We start from the raw sequence: 20,505 nt of genomic DNA, 5'->3' as shown, positions 1-20,505 counted from the left end.
GCGCTTCACGTCACTCCGCGAACGTCACCCACTCTTCCAGCGGCGCGCGGTCGGTGCGGAAGGCATTTTCGGGCTTGGACGTATCCTCGTGGCCGAGCGCCATGCCGCAGACGATGATCTCCTCGTCGGGAATGTTGAGCACCGGCCTGATCTGCCGGTGATAGGGCGCGAAGGCGGCTTGCGGACAGGTGTGCAGGCTCCTGCCCCGCGCGGCGACCATGATGTTTTGCAGGAACATGCCGTAGTCGATCCACGACCCCTTGTTCAGCCGCCGGTCGACGGTGAAGATCATGCCGACCGGCGCGTCGAAGAAGACGAAGTTGCGGTCGTGCTGCGCACGCATCCTGTCGACCTCGCGCCGGCCGATGCCGAGCACGCCGTAGAGGCCGAAACCGTTGGCCCGCCGTCGCGTCAGATAGGGTTCGAAGAACTGGTCGGGATAGTAGCGATACTCGTCCCACTCGGCCTTTTCGGCGCGGATGCCCGAGCTGAGGATGGCGTCGGTGATGCGCTGCTTGACCTCGCCCTTGGTCACATAGACTTTCCAGGGTTGCATATTGGTGCCTGAGGGCGCGCGCGCGGCAACGGCGAGAATATCGCGGATGATCTCGTCGTCGACCATATCGGGCAAGAAGGCGCGTACCGACCGCCGCGAGGTGATCGCGTCATCGACGATCGCCGCCGCAATCCGGGAGTTGTTTTCCAGCATGGGCCGTCCTTTTGCGTATGATCCCGAACCGATTTTCCGGAAGGATCATGCGCCGACTAGAAGTGATGGAGCATCCTTGCGCGTCTTTTTGAACGCCCGATAGCCTACCCGCCTCGACCGGACGCCCCACTCGCCGCTCGTGCGCCGAGCCTTTGCCCGAACCGTCAAAATGGCGCAAGTAAATCTTGTGGTTGCGTGAAAATCCTCTTGATTTTTTCATGAACCCGCCATCAAATGAAATTTGCTGAGAATTTTTCACCAAGACAGGGATGGCTTTGCCCTCAACCGCCGCCAGATCGGAACAGGACAGCGGCGAACGGCTGCTGGCCGGCGACATTCGCGCGTTGCGCAAGGCGCGCGGCTTGACGCTTGCTGAAATCGCACTGAAGCTCGGCCGTTCCGTCGGCTGGGTCAGCCAGGTCGAGCGCGGTCTGTCGGTCCCGTCGCTCGGCGATCTCAGGGCCTTCGCCGAATTGTTCGGCGTGCCGGTCAGCCTGTTCTTCAGCCATGACGTGCCTGTCGAGACCGAGCGCGGCGTGGTCGTGCGCGCCGGCAACCGGCGCACGCTTGGCACAAGCGATTCCGGCCTGGTGGAGGAGCTTCTGTCGCCCGATCTCGGCGGTAGCTTCGAGATGCTGCGTTCGGTCTTCGCTCCGGGTGCCGAGATGAAGGCCGAGGCGCGCCGGCCGACCGAGGAAGCCGGCTACGTCGCTTCGGGCAGTTTCGACATCGAAATTGCTGGCATCTGGCACCGGCTTGGCGAAGGCGACTCCTTCCGCTTCGACGGCAAGCCGTTCCGATGGCGCAATCCTGGAGCCGAGCCGGCTGTCGTCATCTGGGTGGTTTCGCCGCCTGTCTATTGAACGAATGCATGTCGCCCAAAAGTGCGTGGCGGTTTTGGGACAACGACATGCATCAAAACAAATAGTCGGAGAAGAACATGGCCGGTTTGCCGACCACGGCACGCGTTGTGATCATCGGAGGTGGTGCCGTCGGCGCCTCCTCGCTCTACCATCTCGCCAAGGCGGGCTGGACCGACTGCGTGCTTCTGGAGAAGAACGAGCTGACCTCCGGCTCGACCTGGCATGCCGCCGGCAACGTGCCGACTTTCTCCTCGTCATGGTCGCTGATGAACATGCAGCGTTATTCGACCGAGCTCTATCGCCGGCTGGCCGACGAGGTCCGCTATCCCATGAACTACCACGTCACCGGCTCGCTCAGGCTGGCCCATAGCGCGGAGCGCATGCAGGAATTCCAGCGCGCCAAGGGCATGGGCCGCTACCAGGGCATGGATATCGACGTGGTCGGGCTCGACGAGATTAAGCGCCGTTACCCCTTCATCGAGACGCATGAGCTGAAAGGCGCGCTCTACGATCCGAATGATGGCGATATCGACCCCGCGCAGCTGACCCAGGCACTGGCCAAGGGCGCGCGCGACATGGGCGCGAAGATCATCCGCTTCTGTCCGGTCACCGGCGTGAGCCGAGACAATCACGAGTGGGTGGTCGAGACGGCGCAAGGCGAGATCCGCTGCGAGATCGTCGTCAACGCCGCCGGCTACCGCGCCGCCGAAGTCGGCAGGATGTTCGGCCGCGAGGTGCCGATGATGGTGATGAGCCATCAATATATCCTGTTCGAGGAAATCCCCGAACTGGCGGCGTGGTCGAAGGAACAGGGCAAGAAGCTGCCGCTGCTGCGCGACGTCGATACGTCCTATTATCTGCGCCAGGAAAAGAACGGCATGAATCTCGGCCCCTATGAGCGCAATTGCCGCGCCCACTGGGTCGGCCACAACGACCCGATGCCCGACGACTTTTCCTTCCAGCTGTTTCCCGACGATCTCGATCGGCTGGAACATTACCTGGCCGATGCTGTCGCCCGCGTGCCGATCCTCGGCACCGCCGGCCTTTCAAAGGTCATCAACGGGCCGATCCCCTATGCGCCGGACGGCAACCCTCTGATCGGGCCGATGCCCGGCGTGCCCAACGCCTTCGAGGCCTGCGTCTTCACCTTCGGCATCGCCCAGGGCGGCGGCGCCGGCAAGGTGCTGGCCGAGTGGGTGACCGAAGGCCAGACCGAATGGGACATGTGGTCCTGCGATCCACGCCGTTTCACCGCCTTTGCCTCGGCCCCGGATTATTGCGTCGCCAAGGGCATGGAGATCTACGGCAACGAATATGCCATCCAGTTCCCGCGCCATGCCTGGCCGGCCGGGCGCGACCGCAAGCTGTCGCCGCTCCACGACCGCATCAAGGCACTCGGCGCCCGGTTCGATGCTTATAATGGCTGGGAACGCGCCACCTGGTATACGAACGCAGGCGACGACATCTCCGAAGAATCCACGCTGACCTTCCGCCGCGACGGGCCGTGGCAGCATCGTGTGCGCGAGGAATGCCTCGCCGTCCGCGATGCCGCCGGCATTCTGGACCTGCCGGGGTTCTCCCGTTTCAATCTCGACGGTCCGGGTGCCGCCGAATGGCTGAGCCTCCAGGTGACCGGCCTGGTGCCGAAACCCGGCCGCATCGGCCTCGTCTATTTTGCCGACGACAAGGGCCGCATCGTCACCGAAATGTCGGTGGTCCGCCACGACGAGAACCTGATGACGCTGATCACCGCCGCTGTGGCTCAGTGGCATGATTTCGAATGGCTGAAGTCGCGCATCCCGAAGGACGCCACATTCAAGCTGATCGACAGGACGGAGGAATACTCCACCCAGATCCTCGCCGGCCCCAACTCGCGAAAAATCCTCGCCGAACTCTGCGCAGCCGACCTCACCCTGCCCTGGCTGACGCATCAGGAAACCAGTATCGCCGGACGTTGGGCAAAGCTGGTGCGCGTGTCCTTCGCCGGCGAGCTCGGCTGGGAAATCCACAGCAAGGTCGACGATACCGCAGCCATCTTCGACGCCGTCTGGGCGGCCGGGAAGAGGCATAGACTAAAACCGTTCGGCATGTACGCGCTGGATTCGCTGCGGCTCGAAAAAGGCTACCGTACCTGGAAGGGCGACCTGTCGACCGACTACTCGATCCTGCAGGGCGGGCTGGAGCGATTCGTCAGATGGGATAAGCCCGACTTCCGCGGCAAGACGGCGCTGCAAAACGAGAAGCAGCAGGGCATCAAGAAGCGCTTCGTCACGCTGGTTGTCGAAAACCCCGGCGACTGCGATGCGCCCACCATGTCGACGCTGTGGCATGACGGCCGGATCGTCGGCGAGACGACATCCGGCGGCTGGGGTCATCGCATCGACAGGTCGATCGCGCTCGGCATGCTGCGCGCCGACCTCACCGAGCCGGGAACCGCGGTCGAGATCGAGATCTTCGGCGAACGTTTTCGGGCGGTCGTGCAGAAGGATGAGCCGTTATGGGATCCAAAGAACGAGAGGCTCAGAGCATGAAGAAAGTGATCCTCACCGATGGCGGCATGGGCCAGGAGCTGGTCCGCCGTAGCAGTTCCGAGCCGACGCCGCTGTGGTCGGCCAGGGTGCTGATCGACGAACCGGATCTGGTGCGCGACCTGCATGCGGAATTCATCCGCGCCGGCGCCCGCGTCATCACCATCAACACCTATTCAGCCACGCCGGAGCGGCTGGCACGCGAAGGCGCGCAAGAGCTGTTCAAGCCGCTGCAGAAGCGCGGCATCGAACTGGCAAGGCAAGCCCGCGACCAGGCCGGCGACGCGGCGATCGCCGGCTGCCTGTCGCCGCTGTTCGGCAGCTATGCGCCGGCGCTGTCGATATCCTTCCAGGATACGCTCGACATCTATCGCCGTATCGTTGCCGAGCAGGCGGACGGCGTCGATCTGTTTCTGTGCGAAACCATGGCGTCGGCCGAAGAGGCGCGCGCCGCCGTCACCGCGGCGTCGGAAAGCGGCAAGCCCGTATGGGTGTCGTGGACGCTTGCCGACCACGGCACGCCGCGCCTGCGCAGCGGCGAAGCCATTGCGGCGGCGTCGGGCGCTCTTGCCGGCCTGCCCGTCGCGGCCCGGCTGATCAATTGCTGCCGGCCCGAAGCGATCGCTGCAGCGCTGCCCGAACTGATCGCTCTCGGCGGTCCGGTCGGCGCTTATGCCAACGGCTTCACCTCGATTGAGGCGCTCAAGCATGGCGGTACCGTGGAAGTGCTGCACGCCCGCCACGACCTTGATCCGGATGCCTATGCCGGCCAGGCGGTCGGTTGGGTCGAGGCCGGCGCCGGCATCGTCGGCGGCTGCTGCGAAGTCGGACCGGCCCACATCGCCGCGCTGCGCTACCGGCTCGAACAGGCCGGTTATGAAATTTCGGGAGCAGCATAATGCCTAGGCCATCATCGCGCATTTCCGGCATCGTGCCTTCGGGCAAGGATGGCTGGGAGGTTCATTCCGCTGCCTGGGCGCGCAAGCAGGCCGGCGAGGACATCATCATGCTGTCGGTCGGCGACCATGATTTCGACACGCCGAGCGAGACGATCGAAGCCTGCGTGACGGCCGTCCGCGCCAGCAATCACCACTACACGCCGCTTGCCGGCGTTCCACGCCTGCGCAAGGCGATGGCGGCGGCCTCGATGCGGTGCACCGGCGTTGCGACAAATCCCGACCAGGTCATCGCCACGCCGGGCGGGCAGGCCGCGCTTTACGCGGCCATTCAAGCGGTTCTCGACCAGGGCGACCATGCTATCGTCGTCGCGCCGTATTACGCCACCTATCCCAACACCTTCAGTGCGGCGGGCGCCGAGTTCAGCGTCGTCGAGACCCCCGCCGAGGATGGCTTTCAGCCGCGCGCCGCCGACATTCGCGCCGCCCTTCGGCCGAACACCCGCGCCATCCTGATCAACACGCCCAACAACCCCACGGGCGCCGTCTATTCGCGAGAGCGCCTGGAGGATCTGGCGCAGATCTGCCGCGAGCATGACCTATGGCTGCTGTCGGACGAGGTCTACTGGACGCTGGGCGGCGGCGAGCACGTCTCACCACGCTCGCTGCCCGGCATGGCGGAACGCACGCTGGTCATCAATTCGATGTCGAAGAGCCACGGCATGACCGGCTGGCGCATGGGCTGGCTGACCGGGCCCGAGGAGATGGTCTCGCTGCTGACCGACCTCAATCTGGTGATGACCTACGGCCTACCGGCCTTCATCAGCCTCGCCTGCGCTGAGGCGCTCGAAAATGGTTACGGCGTCAAGGAGATCGCCGAGCGCTATGCCGCAAGGCGCGCCGTCGTCCTCGATGCCATGCGCGGTATGAACAACATCACCGTGCGCGGCTCCGAAGGCGGCATGTACGTCATGCTCGACATATCGGCGATCGAGCCGGACGACGAAAAATTCGCCTGGGCTTTCCTCGACCAGGAGAAGGTCGGCGTCATGCCCGGCTCGAGCTTCGGCGAGGCTGCAGCCGGCCACATCCGCTTCAGCCTCTGCCAGCCTGAGCCGGTGCTGATGGAGGCTGCCACACGCCTGCGCCGCTTCGCCTCCTTCTATCGCTGTGAGGCCGCATGAGCGCCTCGCCCACCAAAACCATTCCGACCAAGGCCATTCCTCCCAAAGCGAGGGCGGTCATCATCGGTGGCGGCGTCTCCGGTTGCTCGGTCGCCTATCATCTGGCCAAGCTCGGCTGGACCGATATCGTGCTGCTCGAGCGCAAGCAGCTGACGTCGGGCACGACATGGCACGCCGCCGGCCTGATCGGCCAATTGCGCGGCTCGCAGAACATGACGCGGCTGGCGAAGTACTCGGCCGACCTCTACGTCAAGCTGGAGGCCGAGACCGATGTCGGCACCGGCATGCGCCAGGTCGGCTCGATCACGGTGGCGCTTACCGAGGAGCGCAAGCACGAGATCTATCGGCAGGCATCTCTCGCCCGCGCCTTCGATGTCGACGTGCGCGAGATTTCGCCAAACGAAGTCAAGCAGATGTACCCGCATCTCAATGTATCAGATGTGGTCGGCGCCGTGCACCTGCCGCTCGACGGCCAGTGCGATCCGGCCAATATCGCCATGGCGTTGGCCAAGGGCGCGCGCCAGCGCGGTGCAACGATCGTCGAGAACGTCAAGGTGACCAAGGTGCATACCAGGGCCGGCCGCGTCGCCGGCATTTCCTGGGCGCAGGGCGACGAGCAAGGCCTGATCGAAGCCGATATCGTCGTCAACTGCGCCGGCATGTGGGCACGCGAACTTGGCACGCAGAACGGCGTCACCATCCCGTTGCACGCCTGCGAACATTTCTATCTCGTCACCGAGCCGATCCCCGGGCTCTCCCGCCTGCCGGTGCTGCGCGTGCCGGACGAGTGTGCCTACTACAAGGAAGATGCCGGCAAGATGATGCTCGGCGCTTTCGAGCCAGTGGCCAAGCCTTGGGGCATGAACGGCATAAGCGAGGATTTCTGCTTCGACCAGTTGCCGGAGGACATGGACCATTTCGAGCCGATCCTCGAAATGGGCGTCAACCGCATGCCGATGCTGGCCACCGCCGGTATTCACACCTTCTTCAACGGTCCCGAGAGTTTTACGCCCGACGACCGCTACTATCTCGGCGAGGCGCCGGAGCTTTCCGGCTACTGGATGGCGACCGGCTACAATTCGATCGGCATCGTCTCCTCCGGCGGCGCCGGCATGGCGCTGGCGCAATGGATCAATGATGGCGAAGCGCCTTTCGACCTCTGGGAGGTCGACATCCGCCGCGCCCAGCCGTTCCAGAAGAACCGCCGCTATCTCAAAGAGCGCGTCTCCGAAACGCTCGGCCTGCTCTACGCCGATCATTTCCCCTACCGGCAGATGGCGACCTCGCGGAACATAAGGCGCTCGCCGCTGCACGAACATCTGAAGGCGCGCGGCGCCGTGTTCGGCGAGGTCGCCGGCTGGGAGCGCGCCAACTGGTTCGCTAGGCCCGGCCAGGAGCGCGAATACCGCTATTCCTGGAAGCGGCAGAACTGGTTCGACAACCAGCGCGAGGAACATCTTGCGATCAGGAACGGCGTCGGCCTGTTCGACATGACTTCGTTCGGCAAGATCCGTGTCGAAGGCCGCGATGCCTGCGCCTTCCTGCAAAGGCTCTGCGCCAACGACGTGGACGTGGCGCCGGGCAAGATCGTCTATACCCAGATGCTCAACCAGCGCGGCGGCATCGAGAGCGATCTCACCGTCTCGCGACTGTCCGAAACGACCTTCTTGCTCGTCGTGCCCGGTGCGACGCTGCAACGCGACCTGGCCTGGCTGAGAAAACACCTTGCCGACGAGTTCGTCGTCATCACCGATGTGACGGCGGCCGAAGCCGTGCTTTGCCTGATGGGCCCGGATTCGAGAAAGCTGATCCAAAAGGTGAGCCCGAACGATTTCTCCAACGAGAACAACCCGTTCGGGACGTTTCAGGAGATCGAGATCGGCATGGGCCTGGCCCGCGCTCACCGCGTCACCTATGTCGGCGAACTCGGCTGGGAGCTTTATGTCTCGACCGACCAGGCTGCCCATGTCTTCGAAGCGATCGCGGAAGCCGGCACTGACGCCGGCCTGAAGCTATGCGGCCTGCATACGCTGGATTCCTGCCGCATCGAAAAGGCCTTCAGGCATTTCGGCCACGACATCACCGACGAGGACAATGTGCTGGAGGCCGGGCTGGGTTTCGCGGTGAAAACGGCCAAGGGCGAATTCCTTGGCCGCGATGCGGTGCTGACGAAGAAAGAAACCGGCCTGTCACGCCGGCTGGTGCAGTTCCGCCTGAACGACCCCGAGCCGCTGCTCTTCCACAATGAGGCGATCCTGCGCGACGGCACGATCGTCGGCCCGATCACCTCGGGCAATTACGGCCATCATCTCGGCGGCGCAATCGGGCTTGGTTACGTGCCTTGCAAGGGCGAGAGCGAGGCGGACGTGCTGGCGTCGTCCTACGAGATCGAGATCGCCGGCGAGCGCTTTGCCGCCAAGGCCTCGCTCAAGCCGATGTACGATCCAAAATCGGAACGGGTGCGGATGTAACTCTTTTCCTTCTCCCCTTGTGGGAGAAGGTGGCCGAGCGAAGCTCGGTCGGATGAGGGGTGTTGGAAGGATCGCTACCTCAACGGAATTAGCGTTTAGCGGTCCCGTCCCAATCTTCCCACGCCGCGTTTCTTCCAGCACCCCTCATCCGGCTCGGCGCTACGCGCCGATCCACCTTCTCCCACAAGGGGAGAAGGAAAAGTCCCCTCCCGCGTCAGAACGCGTCCATCTTGGCAGCGACCTTCGCGATGAATTTCGTCCGCGTCTCGTTCGTCGACAGGTTCATCGAGTAATGCGCGAGATAGGAGACCGACCCGCCAGGCTTGATGGTGGCGCGCAGCACCCGATTGACCAGCTTGCGCGGCGGGTCGCCCATCAGCATGGCGCGGAACCGGCTGCCGCCATAGGTGGTGACCGCCGCGACCTTGTGAATGTTGTGCAGCGACGGCTGCACCTTGCCGTTGACCAGCTTGAACGACACGCCGGGCAGGAAGACGCGATCGAAAAAGCCTTTCAAAATGGCCGGATAGCCGAAGTTCCACACCGGAAACGACAGCACCAGCGCCTCGGCCCGCAGTAAGCGCTCGACATAGGCTGACGCCGGATCGCCGTCGCTGCGTTCGTCGTGATAGGACAGCCGTTCGGCCCGCGTCAGCCTGGGATCGAAACCCTCCGCATAGAGATCGCAGTCGTCGACGACATGGCCGGCGGCCTTCAGCCGCTCGATGATCGTCCGGTGCAGATCGGCGTTGAAGCTGGTCTCCACAGGATGAGCGTAGAGGACGAAGACGTTCACAGGAGAACATCTCGCAAGTCGGCACCAAGCACCCCCCTCTGCCCTGCCGGGCATCTCCCCCCCAAGTGGGGAGATCGGCTGTCAGTATCGCTTTCGCCAGTTGACGACGTTGGAAGATGGTCGAGACGATGGAACTGCCAATCTCCCCCCTTGAGGAGATGGCCGGCAGGCCAGAGGGGGGTACAGCGCCACTCGCCCGTCATCGTCTCAACCCGCCTTCTCCAGCCCCTTGAACAGGAACGACTTGCCGGAGCGATAATCATAGTCCCGGTTTTCCCAGGCGATCATCTTGCCTGGATTGAGCAGCCCTTGCGGGTCGGTTTCGCGCTTGAAGGCGAGCTGCACCTCGTCGGTGCGCTTCATGCCGCCTTCTTCCAGCGTGTAGCGGTGCGGGTTGAAGATCCAGCAGCCATTGTCCTCGTGGATGCGGATGATCTCGTCGAGCCGCTCCGCCGTGGTGAAGCGGACCAGCGGCAGCCCGGCGATGCCGATGGCGCCGTCGAAGCGGATGAACTCGAGATGCGCCGGCACCTCGTCGCCGAAGCGGTCGACCATCGCCTTGACGTGGCCGAGGTGGTCCGGCGACGGATAGCGGGTCTGCAGATAGGTGATCGTCGGATCGACCCGGATGGCACGCAGCGTCGTGTGGTTCCAGGTCAGCTCATAGGCCGGCGGCAGCCCTTTGAGATCGGCCTCCTTGTCGGCGCGAAAGACGATCTCGCCCTTGCTGCGCGCCGTGAAGGCGAGGAAGGCATCCATCGCATGCGGCGCGATCATCAAGACGACGATGCTTTGGCCGCGCCGGAAAAACCGCTGGTGGCGCTTGAAGTAATCGTAGGGGATGGGTGCTGCGATCGGCGTGATCAGTTTCGCCAATATGCCGTCCTGGATGGCGAGATCGTTGCCGAAGCCAGCCGCATCCATGAAATCGTCGAAGCCGACGATGACGTCGATCCAGTCATAGCTGGCGGTCAGAGGCATCTCGACTTCGGTGATGATGCCGTTGGTGCCGTAGGCGTGCATCACCTTCAGCACGTCCTCGCCGGTGAGCTCCATGACCCGCGGCTCAGCCTCCATCGTCACGGTCCTCAGCCGGATGACGTTGCCGAGGTCGCGCAGTCCGCCCCAGCGGATCGAACCGATGCCGCCGGAGCCGCCGGCGACGAAGCCGCCGATCGATGCGGTGTTGTAGGTCGACGGCGACATGCGGAGCTCCTGGCCGGAATGCGCCCGCGTCGCTCTGTCGATGTCGGCGAGCACGGCGCCGGGGCCGGTGACGACACGGCCCGGCGCGATCATCTTGACCGCGTTCATCTCGGCGAGATTGAGCACCACGCCGCCGGACAGTGGCATCGCCTGCCCGTAATTGCCGGTGCCACTGCCGCGCGGCGTCACCGGGACGCCGTGCCGGTGGCAGGCGGCGAGAATGCGGACGACCTCGTCTTCGGTTTTCGGCGTCACGATCAGGTCACCGGTGACGTGCTCGAGCTGCTGCTTCAGCACCGGGCTGTACCAGTAGAAGTCGCGGCTCTTCTGCTGGACGATGGCCGGATGGTCATCGACCTTGAGGCCGTCCAGGTCGCGCTTGAGCGCCGCAATATCCATCATTCCACCATCAGATCATCGAGTTCGGCATAATCGGGCAGCTGGCGCTCGATCGCATGCCCGTCGCGCACGACGATGCGATCCGATTCGGGCCGCGACAGCAATTCCGTCCAGCTTCGCCCCCTGAAGACGACGAAATCGGCCGGCGCTCCGGCGGCAAGCGTGCCGAAATTATCGAGCCGCATCACCTTGGCCGGCGTTGCGGTGACAGCTTGCGGCCAGTCCGCGACGGGATGGTCGAGATGCAGGACGCGCGTCGCCATGCGATAGACCTCCAGCATGTCGAGATCGCCATAGGCGTAGAACGGGTCGCGCGTATTGTCGGAGGCGACGGCGACGGCAATGCCGCGCGCCTTCATCTCGTGCAGCAGCGTCACCCCGCGCCAGCGCGGCGTTGTCCTGTCGCCTCGCCGGTCCTGCAGATAGAGATTGCACATCGGCAGCGACACCACCGCCAAGCCGGCCTTGGCGACCTTATCCAGCGTGTCGAGCACGTCGAGGTCGGGCTGGCGTGCCAGCGAGCAGCAATGGCCGACCAGGATGTTCCCGTCAAAACCGTTCCAAAGGGCTGCTTCGGCGATTTTCTTCAGCGAGATCGCCGAGACATCGTCGGTCTCGTCGGCGTGGAAATCGAGGTCGAGGCCATGCTTGATCGCCTGCGCAAACACCTGGTCGAGCAGTTCTTCGAGATCCGGCACCATATAGGTGACGACGCCGAGGACACCCTTGGCGGCAGCCACCCGTTTGGCCAGCCTCTCGAACCATTTCCTGTCGCGCACGCCCTCGATGCCGAGCAGGCAGGCCGCCTGCAGCTCGATGCGGCCGCGCCATTTCTCCCGCATCGTCTCGAACACCGGCCAGGAGATCTCTTCCTGCGGCGCGACGCTGTCGAGATGCGTGCGCAGCGCCCTGGTGCCGTGCGCGTAGGCGCAGCGCAGCGAAAAATCCATGCGGCGGGCAACGTCGTCGGCGCTCCAGCGCGCCGCGCGGTCGGCGCCGGTGGCGTTCAAAGCGGCCATGAAGGTGCCGTCCGGGTTGGGCTTTCGGGGCCAGATATGGCCCTTGTCGATATGGGTGTGGCAGTCGACAAAGCACGGCAGCACGATGCGGCCGCCGAGATCGGTGGCGTCCGCCGGTGCGTTGGATCGATGCGCCGTAATCCCGGAGATCTTGCCATCGGCGACGGCAACGTCCGCGAGCGCAAATCCGTCGGCGCCAAAGGCAGCCGCAAGCCCCGGCGTCAGCGACGCGTGAAGCCGGACGTTGGAAAGATGGTAGGAACCAGAAGCTGGTATCAAGGCGGCGCTGCTCACCATCACCGCTCCTGCCTCAGCGCGCTCTCGTGCCAGCGCCGCAAAATGAGATGCGAAATCAGCGACAGCACCAGGAAGATCAGGATGCCGGTGAGCGAGATCAGGATCAGCGCCGCGAACAGTCTTGGTGCGTTGAGCCGGTAGCCGGCCTCGATGATGCGCGAGGCGAGGCCGGACGACTGGCCGGTGGCGCCGGCGACGAACTCGGCCACCACCGAGCCGATCAGCGACAGGCCGCCGGCGATCTTCAGCCCGCCGAGGAAATAAGGCATCGCCGCCGGCAGCCGCAGATAGCGCAATTGCTGCCAGCGGGTCGCGCCGTTGAGCTTGAACATGTCGCGCAAATTGCGATCGACGGAATTGAGGCCGAGCGTGGTGTTGGAGAGGATCGGAAAGAAGGCGACGATCCAGGCGCAAAGCAAAAGCTTCGTCGTCTGGTTGTCGACATAGATATTGATCAGCGGAAAGATCGCGACGATCGGCGTCACCTGCAGCACGATGGCGAACGGAAAGAACGACATCTCCACCCATTTCGACTGAGCGAACAGCACTGCCAGCCCGACACCGCCGACCACGGCGAGAAGCAGGCTCAAGAAGGTGATCCTGAGTGTCACCAGCAGCGAGGAGAACAGCAGCCCGGCATCGTCGTGCAGCGTCTGCAACACCACGCCGGGGCGCGGCAGGATGTATTTCGGAATGTCGTTCCAGACACAGACGCGGTCCCACAGCCAGATGGCCAGGATCATGATCGCCAGCGGCAGCAGCCATCTGCCGATGCGCTCGAAGCGCTCCTGGCGGACGCGGCGCGCCTCCTCCGGGTCGAGCGCCAGGACTGGTTCTTCAATGGCCGTCATGATGCGGTCCGGCAGTTGAGTTGATGGCGCCGATCAGCACGTCGGATGCCTGGCGGCAGAGCGCGGCATAGTCGGGCGAGGTGCGAAACGCCTCGTCGCGCGGATAGGATGCATCGACGGCAAGCTCGGCAAACACCCGGCCCGGCCGCGCCGCCATGACGACGATGCGGTTGGAGAGGAATACGCTTTCGAAGACGCTGTGGGTGACGAAAACGACGGTAAAACGCTCATCCTGCCATAGCTCGAGAAGGTCGTTGTTGAGCTTGAAGCGGGTGATCTCGTCGAGTGCGGCGAACGGCTCGTCCATCAACAGAATGCGCGGCTTGGTTACCATGGCGCGGGCGATAGAGACGCGCATCTTCATGCCGCCGGACAGTTCGCGCGGCACGGCATTCTCGAAGCCGGTCAGGTGAACCCGCGCCAGCATCTCCATCACCGCCGGCGCCGCCTTGGCACGCGACACGCCCTTCAGCCGCAGCGGCAGCCAGACATTGTCGAAGACGTCGGCCCAGGGCAGCAGCGTCGGCTCCTGGAAGACGAAGCCGATATTTGAACGGTCGCCGATAGTCGAACGCTCGAGGGCGCCGCTGCCGCGCCAGTCGAGCACGCCCGAGGTCGGCGTCGACAGGCCCGCAATCAGCCGCAGCGCCGTCGATTTGCCGCAGCCCGACGGCCCGAGCAGGCTGAGGAAATCGCCCTCCCGGATCGTCAGCTCGACATTGCTGAGCGCGGTGACGCCGTTGGAAAAAACCTTGCCGACGCCACGCAGCGCCAACAGCGTCGGCCCCGATACGCTTCCTGGCTGTTGCGCCACTTTCTCCAGCTTCACGGCCTACTTCTTCAGGTCGAGCCCGACGCTCTTGTTGACGAAGGCCAGCGTGTAGGCCTTCTTGATGTCGATGCCCGCCGGTGTGACCTTGGCCTTGACCATCTTGTCGTAAAAACTCTGGATGCGCGCATCGGTCATGGCGCCGATGCCGAGCTTTTCGCTGTCGCCGGAATCGACCACGCCGAACTTCTTCAGCTGCTCGATCGAGAAGGCGATCTGCTCATCCGTCATGTCCGGATTTTCCTTCTTGATCATCTCGTTGGCGGCCTTGTTGTCGCCGTAGAGATAATTGTACCAGCCCTTGGCCGAGCCATCGACGAAGCACTGGACCACCTCGGGCCGCTTGTCGACCGTCTCCTGCATGGTCTCGACCGTCGTTGCATATGTGTCCCAGCCATAGTCGGCCAGCAGGAACTGGTTCGGCGTGAAACCGCCCTGCTTCTGGACGGCGAATGGCTCCGAGGTGACGTAACCCTGCTGGATCGACTTCTTGTTGGCGATGAACGGCGCCGGGTTGAAGGTGTAGGGCGCGCGCTTGGCGGCGTCGAAGCCGAGGTCGGTGACCATCCACTGGAAGAAGGTCTGCGCACCTTCGTCGCCGAGGATGTACTGGTCGGCGTTCTTCAGGTCTTCCCATTTGTCCAGCCCCTGCCCGGGATGGGACATGATGACCTGCGGGTCCTTCTGGAAGTCGGCCGCCACGACGCGCATCGGTATGCCTTGCTGCACGGCATCGAAGGCCGACAGCAGATTGCCGCCCATGTAAAAATCGATCTTGCCGGCCAGCAGCAGCGGCCGGCCGCTGACCTGTGGGCCGCCCTGCATGATCGTCACGTCGATGCCGCAGGCCGCATAGGTGCCGTCCGCCACGGCCTGGTAGTAACCGCCATGCTCCGGCTCAGCCAGCCAGTTGGTGCCGAAGGTGACTTTTTCGTTCGCTGCCGCGGCAAGCGTGCCTGCGCCAAGCAGCACGATCACGCCCGCCGAAATCTTGAGTTTTCCGTACATCCACACCACCCTTTGTTCGCTCCGGCGCGTCACGCGCCGGGCTCGACACCATTGTTTCAAGAAGCAAGACACATGCCACCGGCGCGTTGCGCCGGGACCGCCCGCTTGTGCAATGCCCGCCTGAGCAATGGCGGCGCGAAGGCCGGACGGGTCATGCTGTACGAAAGGCATCGTGCCTATTTTTTGATCGCCTGTCCACAATCGCCCTCGTGACATGCACCGCCATCTTGATGCCCGCATCGATCCCGCTTTAGGCTGCCGTGAACGGAGATTGCCATGTTCAAATTTCTCACGCCGAAGTCGATCAAGCCGCCCTTCGCCCGCTACAGCCATGGCGTCGAACTGCCGCCCGGCAAGCGGCTGGTGCTGTGTTCGGGCCAGGTCGCAATCACCCCGGACGACCAGATCCCCGAGGAGGCCGGCGCACAGGCCGAGCTTTGTTTCCGGAACATATCGGCGATTCTCGGCGAGGCCGGGCTCGGCCTGTCCGACATCGTCCGCATCAACACCTACGTCACCGACCGCGCCTTCCTGCGGCCCTATATGGAGGTTCGCGACCGGCTGTTCGCCAGCCCGGCGCCGGCCTCGACGCTGATGATCGTGTCCGGTTTTGCCCGGCCGGAATTCAAGGTCGAGATCGAGGTCATTGCGGCGGGATGATCGACAGCCGATCGTTCCCGCGTTAGGTCTGGGCTTGTCGGTTCAAGAGGGCATGACATGACCGCTGCAAAAAAACGCGTATGGTGGGGTGACTACCGGACCACCGAATACGCGACCGTCGATCCTGAAGCGACCATTGCCGTTCTGCCGCTGGCGGCGATTGAGCAGCACGGCCCGCATCTGCCGGTCTCGACCGACACCTCGATCATGAACGGCATGCTGGAAACGGTGATCGCGCGCCTGCCCGGCGATCTCGACATCCGCATCCTGCCGGTCCAGGCGGTGGGCAAGTCGAACGAGCATTTGCACGCACCGGGCACCCTCACTTTGCCGGCGACGACCTTGGTCGAGGCGTGGACCGAACTTGGCCTGTCGGTCGCGCGCGCCGGCGTCCGAAAACTGATTGTCGTCAACTCGCATGGCGGCAATGAGGAGATCATGGGCATCGTCACCCGCGAATTGCGTGTGCGGGCAAAGATGCTGGCGGTAAAGACCAGCTGGCAGCGCTTTGGCCGGCCGGCCGGCATGTACACCGAGCTCGAGGACCGCCACGGCATCCATGGCGGCGACGTCGAGACCTCGCTGATGCTGCACTTCCGGCCCGACCTCGTCGATATGGGGAAGGCCGACAATTTCGTGTCCAAGGTCGCCCGCGCCGAAAAGGAATTTGCGCTGCTGCGCCACACCGGAACGCACGCCTTCGCCTGGATCGCCAGCGATCTCAACCCGAATGGCGTCGTCGGCGACGCCAGCATTGCCACCGCTGAAAAAGGCCGGCTCACCGCCGAGCATCAGGCCGACGGCTTCATCGGCCTGCTGAGGGACGTGGGCAAGGCAAAGCTGGCGGATTGGCTGGCGTAGGTGTTTGATCCCACCAACTCAGGCCTCGCTCACGAGGGGCGATTCCATTCGCGCGCGAGGATCCTCACTTCACCTCTTGAAGCGGCGACACCGTGTAGATTTCGTCCAGTATCTTCACCATCAAGGTGTTGGCGGTCGCCTGGCCGTGGAGCGCGAGAGTCAGGTTGGTCCATATGACCAGGGTGACGTCATTGGCCGGATCGTAGCCCATGAAGGACTGGTAACCGGGCATCTCGCCTTCGTGATAGTAGATTTCGTTAGGCCCGAAGGTCAGCGTTAGGATGCCATAGCCGTATTTTTGCATGGCGGGTTCGCCCGGCGCCGGCGCCTCAGGGCTTGCAAGCCACTGGCGCTGGAAGTCGGCATTGAAGAGCTTGCCCCCGACCAGCGCGCGCATCCAGGTAGCGAGGTCATCCGCGGTGGAGATGACTCCGCCAGCCGCAAAGTAGGCGGACGGGTTCTGCCATGTGTCGTCGTTGGGCTTGAGCGTTCCCGCCCTGGCCGCAGCCTGGAGGTCGTCCGGATAGGGCGCATCAGCCAGGGCGTACGAAGTACTGCCGTAGAGATAGCCGTTTGAGTATGGCTCGGGGATGGCGTTCGACGTGCTCGGCGGCAACGCCGTGTTCTTCATGCCGAGCGGCCCGAACAGGCGGTCCCGGAAGATGGTCGAGAGCGGCTTGCCGTCGATCTTCTCGGCAACAAGGCCGAGCAGATAGTAGTTGGTGTTGTTGTACTCGAATTCGGCACCCGGCGCGAAGTCCGGCGGCCGTTTGAACGCCATGCCGAGTACTTCATCAGCGGTCCATACCCTGTAAGGATACTTGTCCAGGCTTTCGGCAAGTTCCGGCGCATTGGTGAAGTTAGGGAGGCCGCTCCGCATTGTTATGAGCTGCCGAATGGTTATCTCGTCGCCGTTGGGAACGCGCTGGACGTATTTCGAGATCAGATCGGCGAAGCTCAGTTTCCCTTCCTGCACCAGTTGCACGATGACAGCGGCGGTCATCGTCTTGGTGTTCGAGGCCGCACGGAAGTGGGTATCGGCGCGCGGCGGGTTCGTGGCACCCAGTTCAGTCGTACCGTAGCCGAAGACGAGGTTGCCCCGCGGAGTCTTGAGCAAAACCATGGCACCGGGCAGCATAAGTTCCTTGGCCAAACCCTCGACAGTGGCTTGGAGCGCTGCCAGGTCGATCGACTTGAGAGCCGGCATGGACGCGGCCATGGCGCTGCCTGTCGCGCAGACCACGCCAACAACGATGGCCAAAATTCTCCCGATCATCATTCGCCCCTTGGCCGTGTCCTAGAACTCCTGCGCACTTTTCCTGGAATTTGTTTTTAGGCTCAGATTTTCAATTCGAACGGCGTGCCTTCGAAAGCATCCGCGCCGCGCCCGATCGCCTGGATCGCTTCGATCATCCTGCCCCTGCGATCGAGCAGCGTGTCGGCGATCGCGATCAGCCGCGGATTGGGTGTCGCCGTGGGCGACAGCCTGCGCAGCGTCTCGGCCAGTTCGGCCTCGTCGCGCTTCGGCGCCAAGGCTGCCGCGATGATGTAGGCCGAGGCGGTCGAGCGGCTGATGCCGGCATAGCAATGCACCACCAGCGGCCGCGAGCGATCCCAGTGGCGGGCGAAATCGAGCAGGTTCAGGACATGCTCCTCGCCCGGCATGGTCATGCCCTCCTGCGCCACCGCAATGTCATGCATGACCAGATGCAGATGGTTTTCCCTGGTGATCGAGGCCGGTCGCATCACCTCCGTTCCGGCGGCAAGCAGCGAAAGCAGCCGGCCGGCCCCGGTCTTCGTTACCGTTTCCTCGACTTTGGACAGCGAACAGACGTGGATCATTGGGTAGTTTCTCCCTTGGCATCATCGTCGCGCCGCGAGGCCCAGCCGGCAAGCGCCGATTCGAGCCGCCGCCATTCTTCGTCGGCTCCCGGCAGGCCGGCGCGCAGCACATCCGGACGATCGGCGAAATGCCGAAGCAGGATGCCGCGCTGGCCGAGCACCGAAAACAGGCCGGCGGCGCCCGCCAGCCTGATATAGCGGAACAACGCGGTGCCACCGGCGACAGGCACGCCGAAGCGGCCGAACAGCGTATCGAGCCGTGCGGCATCCTCGGCCAGACGGCGCCGCATCCCGGCCTGCCAGCCGGTATCGGCAAGCGCCCTTATGCCATATTCGAGCGCCGGCCCGGCAACCGCCCATGGCCCGAATTGCGCCTCCAGCCGCTCGACCGTCAGCGCATCGGCCAGTGCAAAGCCAAGCCGCAGGCCGGCCAGGCCGAAGAACTTACCGAACGAACGCAGCACGACGATGCCGCCCTGGTCGACGTCGCCGGCCAGGCTTTCGCTGCGCGGGCCGACATCCATGAAGGCCTCGTCGACCACCAGCAGCCCACCTCTGGCGCGTAATGTCCCGGCAAGTCGAAGCAATCTTTCGCGCTCGACGACGCGCCCGTCCGGGTTGTTGGGATTGACGACGACGGCAAGGTCGGCCGCCGCCAGGGCTTCGAAATCATCGACTTCAGCCGCCGCATGGCCGGCGATCGCCGCTGCCCGCCGATGCTCGGCATAAGTCGGCCCGAGCACCAGCGCCGTGCCCGGGCTGACCAGCGAAGCGACGCGCGGCAACAGGATCTGCGTGCCGGGCGCCGCTGCGACATTCGCCGCCGACGGGGCGCCATAGGCGCTTGCCGCGCGTTCAGCCAAGTCGCGGCTGCGCGCTGTTTCCGGCAATCGCGACAGGGCGGTGGCGGGCAAATCGAAAAGCGGGTAGGAGTGCGGATTGATCCCGGTCGAGAGGTCGACGAAAGGCAGCGGCGCGTGAGGGAAAAGCGCCCTCGCCCGGCCAAGGCTTCCGCCGTGGTCCACTGCCGCCGTCACTCCATCAAGAGACTTCATGCCGATCCTGATCACTTTCCTGTCGCTGGCCATCGAACTTGTACTCGGCTACCCGGCCCGGCTCTTCGATGCCATTGGCCATCCCGTCACCTGGTTCGGCAGGCTGATATCCTTTCTCGACCGCAGGCTCAACCGCGCCACTGATTCCGACGCCCACCGTCGCCGCTGGGGCGTCTTCGCGCTGCTGGTGATCGTGCTGGTGCCGGCCGCCCTCGCCCTCTGGCTCGAAACCTTGCTTTCGAGCATTCCCCTCGGCTTGTTGGTCACCGCAATTCTGGCGACGTCGCTGCTGTCGCAGAAGAGCCTGGCCGAGCATGTCGAAGCGGTCGCCGACGCACTCGACAGCGGCGGACTGGATATGGGCCGCATTGCCGTCTCGCGGATCGTCGGTCGCGACCCGGAACAGCTCGACAGGGCCGCTGTCTGCCGCGCCGCGATCGAAAGCCTGGCCGAGAATTTCTCCGACGGCGTCGTCGCTCCGGCCTTCTGGCTCGGTATCGGCGGGCTCGCCGGCGGCGTCGCCTACAAGGCCGCCAACACCGCCGATTCGATGATCGGCCATCGCACCCCGCGCCACGAAGCCTTCGGCTGGGCGGCTGCGCGCTTCGACGATTGGATCAATCTGCCGGCGTCGCGGCTGACGGCGCTGCTGATCGTACTCGCCGCTTTTCTGGTCAAGGGCGCCGACGCCAAGGGCGCCTGGCACGCCGTGCGGCGCGATGCGAAAAAACACCGCTCGCCCAATGCCGGCTGGCCGGAAGCAGCGATGGCCGGCGCGCTCGGCCTGGCGCTCGCCGGCCCCCGCTCCTATGACGGCGTCATGGTCGAAGACGCGTTGATGGGCGAAGGCGGCCGGCGCGATGATATCGAGAGCACCGACATCCGACGGGCGCTGAAACTCTACCGGACTGCCGATTTTCTGCTGATCGCGCTGTTCGGCGTGGTCGCGGTGGTTGTTATCTTGGCGTGATCTGCGCTCGAGATCGAGCGGAAACAAAAAACCCGCCAAGCGACGGGTCGTTGGAGCCCAA

18 protein-coding genes are annotated in these 20,505 nt (G+C 64.1%); 8 read left to right on the top strand and 10 right to left on the bottom strand.

Features of this window, described 5'->3' with window-relative positions:
- Nucleotides 1-10 precede the first annotated feature (10 nt).
- A complete protein-coding gene (locus tag NKI25_RS20565) occupies nucleotides 11-709 on the bottom strand; it encodes a nitroreductase (protein ID WP_352623286.1) in 699 nt (232 codons plus the stop codon).
- Between the two features lie 269 nt (nucleotides 710-978).
- Here NKI25_RS20565 and NKI25_RS20560 point away from each other — a divergent pair, with 269 nt between their 5' ends.
- The 5 genes from NKI25_RS20560 to NKI25_RS20540 all read left to right on the top strand — a co-directional run bounded on the left by NKI25_RS20560 (nucleotide 979) and on the right by NKI25_RS20540 (nucleotide 8,651).
- Nucleotides 979-1,572 carry a helix-turn-helix domain-containing protein gene (locus NKI25_RS20560; protein ID WP_031211731.1) on the top strand — a complete coding sequence of 198 codons (594 nt, stop codon included), beginning with the start codon at nucleotides 979-981 and terminating at the stop codon, nucleotides 1,570-1,572.
- A 77-nt stretch (nucleotides 1,573-1,649) separates the two neighbouring features.
- Complete coding sequence (locus NKI25_RS20555; RefSeq protein ID WP_352568960.1) at nucleotides 1,650-4,103, top strand: GcvT family protein; 2,454 nt, start codon at nucleotides 1,650-1,652, stop codon at nucleotides 4,101-4,103.
- The gene (locus tag NKI25_RS20550) at nucleotides 4,100-4,999 is read left to right on the top strand and encodes a homocysteine S-methyltransferase family protein (protein WP_352999216.1); all 900 of its coding nucleotides are present in this window, start codon (nucleotides 4,100-4,102) and stop codon (nucleotides 4,997-4,999) included. Before NKI25_RS20555 ends, NKI25_RS20550 begins: the two co-directional genes overlap by 4 nt.
- Nucleotides 4,999-6,180, top strand: a complete 1,182-nt coding sequence (locus NKI25_RS20545) for a pyridoxal phosphate-dependent aminotransferase (protein ID WP_352724938.1) — start codon at nucleotides 4,999-5,001, stop codon at nucleotides 6,178-6,180. Before NKI25_RS20550 ends, NKI25_RS20545 begins: the two co-directional genes overlap by 1 nt.
- Entirely contained in the window at nucleotides 6,177-8,651 is a 2,475-nt protein-coding gene (locus NKI25_RS20540) for a GcvT family protein (RefSeq protein WP_352999214.1), read from the top strand. Before NKI25_RS20545 ends, NKI25_RS20540 begins: the two co-directional genes overlap by 4 nt.
- A 214-nt stretch (nucleotides 8,652-8,865) precedes the next feature.
- On the opposite strand, the gene NKI25_RS20535 is transcribed toward NKI25_RS20540, so the two are convergent.
- The 6 genes from NKI25_RS20535 to NKI25_RS20510 form a co-directional block, all read right to left on the bottom strand.
- Nucleotides 8,866-9,447, bottom strand: coding sequence for an NAD(P)H-dependent oxidoreductase (locus NKI25_RS20535; protein WP_023676544.1), 582 nt, complete (start codon nucleotides 9,445-9,447; stop codon nucleotides 8,866-8,868).
- Between the two features lie 207 nt (nucleotides 9,448-9,654).
- Nucleotides 9,655-11,052, bottom strand: coding sequence for an FAD-binding oxidoreductase (locus NKI25_RS20530; protein ID WP_352999242.1), 1,398 nt, complete (start codon nucleotides 11,050-11,052; stop codon nucleotides 9,655-9,657).
- Complete coding sequence (locus NKI25_RS20525; protein ID WP_023676546.1) at nucleotides 11,052-12,350, bottom strand: cytosine deaminase; 1,299 nt, start codon at nucleotides 12,348-12,350, stop codon at nucleotides 11,052-11,054. Before NKI25_RS20525 ends, NKI25_RS20530 begins: the two co-directional genes overlap by 1 nt.
- A gap of 17 nt (nucleotides 12,351-12,367) precedes the next feature.
- Nucleotides 12,368-13,219 (bottom strand): ABC transporter permease, encoded by an 852-nt coding sequence (locus NKI25_RS20520; protein WP_352644799.1) that lies wholly within the window; start codon nucleotides 13,217-13,219, stop codon nucleotides 12,368-12,370.
- Nucleotides 13,206-14,048, bottom strand: a complete 843-nt coding sequence (locus NKI25_RS20515; protein WP_352617546.1) for an ABC transporter ATP-binding protein — start codon at nucleotides 14,046-14,048, stop codon at nucleotides 13,206-13,208. Before NKI25_RS20515 ends, NKI25_RS20520 begins: the two co-directional genes overlap by 14 nt.
- Nucleotides 14,049-14,051: 3 nt before the next feature.
- The gene (locus NKI25_RS20510) at nucleotides 14,052-15,056 is read right to left on the bottom strand and encodes an ABC transporter substrate-binding protein (protein WP_352617544.1); all 1,005 of its coding nucleotides are present in this window, start codon (nucleotides 15,054-15,056) and stop codon (nucleotides 14,052-14,054) included.
- A 276-nt stretch (nucleotides 15,057-15,332) separates the two neighbouring features.
- Between NKI25_RS20510 and NKI25_RS20505 the strand changes: the two genes are divergently transcribed.
- Both NKI25_RS20505 and NKI25_RS20500 read left to right on the top strand, forming a co-directional pair.
- A complete protein-coding gene (locus NKI25_RS20505; RefSeq protein ID WP_352617542.1) occupies nucleotides 15,333-15,716 on the top strand; it encodes a RidA family protein in 384 nt (127 codons plus the stop codon).
- Nucleotides 15,717-15,773: 57 nt separating this feature from the next.
- Entirely contained in the window at nucleotides 15,774-16,577 is an 804-nt protein-coding gene (locus tag NKI25_RS20500; protein WP_352617540.1) for a creatininase family protein, read from the top strand.
- A 64-nt stretch (nucleotides 16,578-16,641) separates the two neighbouring features.
- On the opposite strand, the gene NKI25_RS20495 is transcribed toward NKI25_RS20500, so the two are convergent.
- The 3 genes from NKI25_RS20495 to cobD all read right to left on the bottom strand — a co-directional run bounded on the left by NKI25_RS20495 (nucleotide 16,642) and on the right by cobD (nucleotide 19,474).
- Entirely contained in the window at nucleotides 16,642-17,784 is a 1,143-nt protein-coding gene (locus NKI25_RS20495; RefSeq protein ID WP_352999240.1) for a serine hydrolase domain-containing protein, read from the bottom strand.
- A gap of 131 nt (nucleotides 17,785-17,915) precedes the next feature.
- Entirely contained in the window at nucleotides 17,916-18,419 is a 504-nt protein-coding gene (locus NKI25_RS20490) for a tyrosine phosphatase family protein (protein WP_352617536.1), read from the bottom strand.
- Nucleotides 18,416-19,474, bottom strand: coding sequence for a threonine-phosphate decarboxylase CobD (gene cobD, locus NKI25_RS20485; RefSeq protein ID WP_352786988.1), 1,059 nt, complete (start codon nucleotides 19,472-19,474; stop codon nucleotides 18,416-18,418). Before cobD ends, NKI25_RS20490 begins: the two co-directional genes overlap by 4 nt.
- Between cobD and cbiB the strand changes: the two genes are divergently transcribed.
- Entirely contained in the window at nucleotides 19,473-20,444 is a 972-nt protein-coding gene (cbiB, locus tag NKI25_RS20480; RefSeq protein ID WP_352999210.1) for an adenosylcobinamide-phosphate synthase CbiB, read from the top strand. The genes cobD and cbiB overlap by 2 nt on opposite strands.
- Nucleotides 20,445-20,505: the final 61 nt, after the last annotated feature.

The sequence above is a fragment of the Mesorhizobium sp. M0808 genome (assembly GCF_040320025.1).
Lineage (GTDB): Bacteria > Pseudomonadota > Alphaproteobacteria > Rhizobiales > Rhizobiaceae > Mesorhizobium.
This window is presented reverse-complemented; position numbering and strand designations above follow the sequence as displayed.

Excerpts from the sequence above, each read along its gene's own strand:
- NKI25_RS20510 (WP_352617544.1), bottom strand. The coding sequence starts at position 15,056 with ATGTACGGAAAACTCAAGATTTCGGCGGGCGTGATCGTGCTGCTTGGC.
- NKI25_RS20520 (WP_352644799.1), bottom strand. The coding sequence starts at position 13,219 with ATGACGGCCATTGAAGAACCAGTCCTGGCGCTCGACCCGGAGGAGGCG.
- NKI25_RS20565 (WP_352623286.1), bottom strand. The coding sequence starts at position 709 with ATGCTGGAAAACAACTCCCGGATTGCGGCGGCGATCGTCGATGACGCG.
- NKI25_RS20500 (WP_352617540.1), top strand. The coding sequence starts at position 15,774 with ATGACCGCTGCAAAAAAACGCGTATGGTGGGGTGACTACCGGACCACC.
- NKI25_RS20550 (WP_352999216.1), top strand. The coding sequence starts at position 4,100 with ATGAAGAAAGTGATCCTCACCGATGGCGGCATGGGCCAGGAGCTGGTC.
- NKI25_RS20545 (WP_352724938.1), top strand. The coding sequence starts at position 4,999 with ATGCCTAGGCCATCATCGCGCATTTCCGGCATCGTGCCTTCGGGCAAG.
- NKI25_RS20490 (WP_352617536.1), bottom strand. The coding sequence starts at position 18,419 with ATGATCCACGTCTGTTCGCTGTCCAAAGTCGAGGAAACGGTAACGAAG.
- NKI25_RS20495 (WP_352999240.1), bottom strand. The coding sequence starts at position 17,784 with ATGCCGGCTCTCAAGTCGATCGACCTGGCAGCGCTCCAAGCCACTGTC.
- NKI25_RS20555 (WP_352568960.1), top strand. The coding sequence starts at position 1,650 with ATGGCCGGTTTGCCGACCACGGCACGCGTTGTGATCATCGGAGGTGGT.
- NKI25_RS20505 (WP_352617542.1), top strand. The coding sequence starts at position 15,333 with ATGTTCAAATTTCTCACGCCGAAGTCGATCAAGCCGCCCTTCGCCCGC.
- cbiB (WP_352999210.1), top strand. The coding sequence starts at position 19,473 with ATGCCGATCCTGATCACTTTCCTGTCGCTGGCCATCGAACTTGTACTC.
- cobD (WP_352786988.1), bottom strand. The coding sequence starts at position 19,474 with ATGAAGTCTCTTGATGGAGTGACGGCGGCAGTGGACCACGGCGGAAGC.
- NKI25_RS20530 (WP_352999242.1), bottom strand. The coding sequence starts at position 11,052 with ATGGATATTGCGGCGCTCAAGCGCGACCTGGACGGCCTCAAGGTCGAT.
- NKI25_RS20540 (WP_352999214.1), top strand. The coding sequence starts at position 6,177 with ATGAGCGCCTCGCCCACCAAAACCATTCCGACCAAGGCCATTCCTCCC.
- NKI25_RS20560 (WP_031211731.1), top strand. The coding sequence starts at position 979 with ATGGCTTTGCCCTCAACCGCCGCCAGATCGGAACAGGACAGCGGCGAA.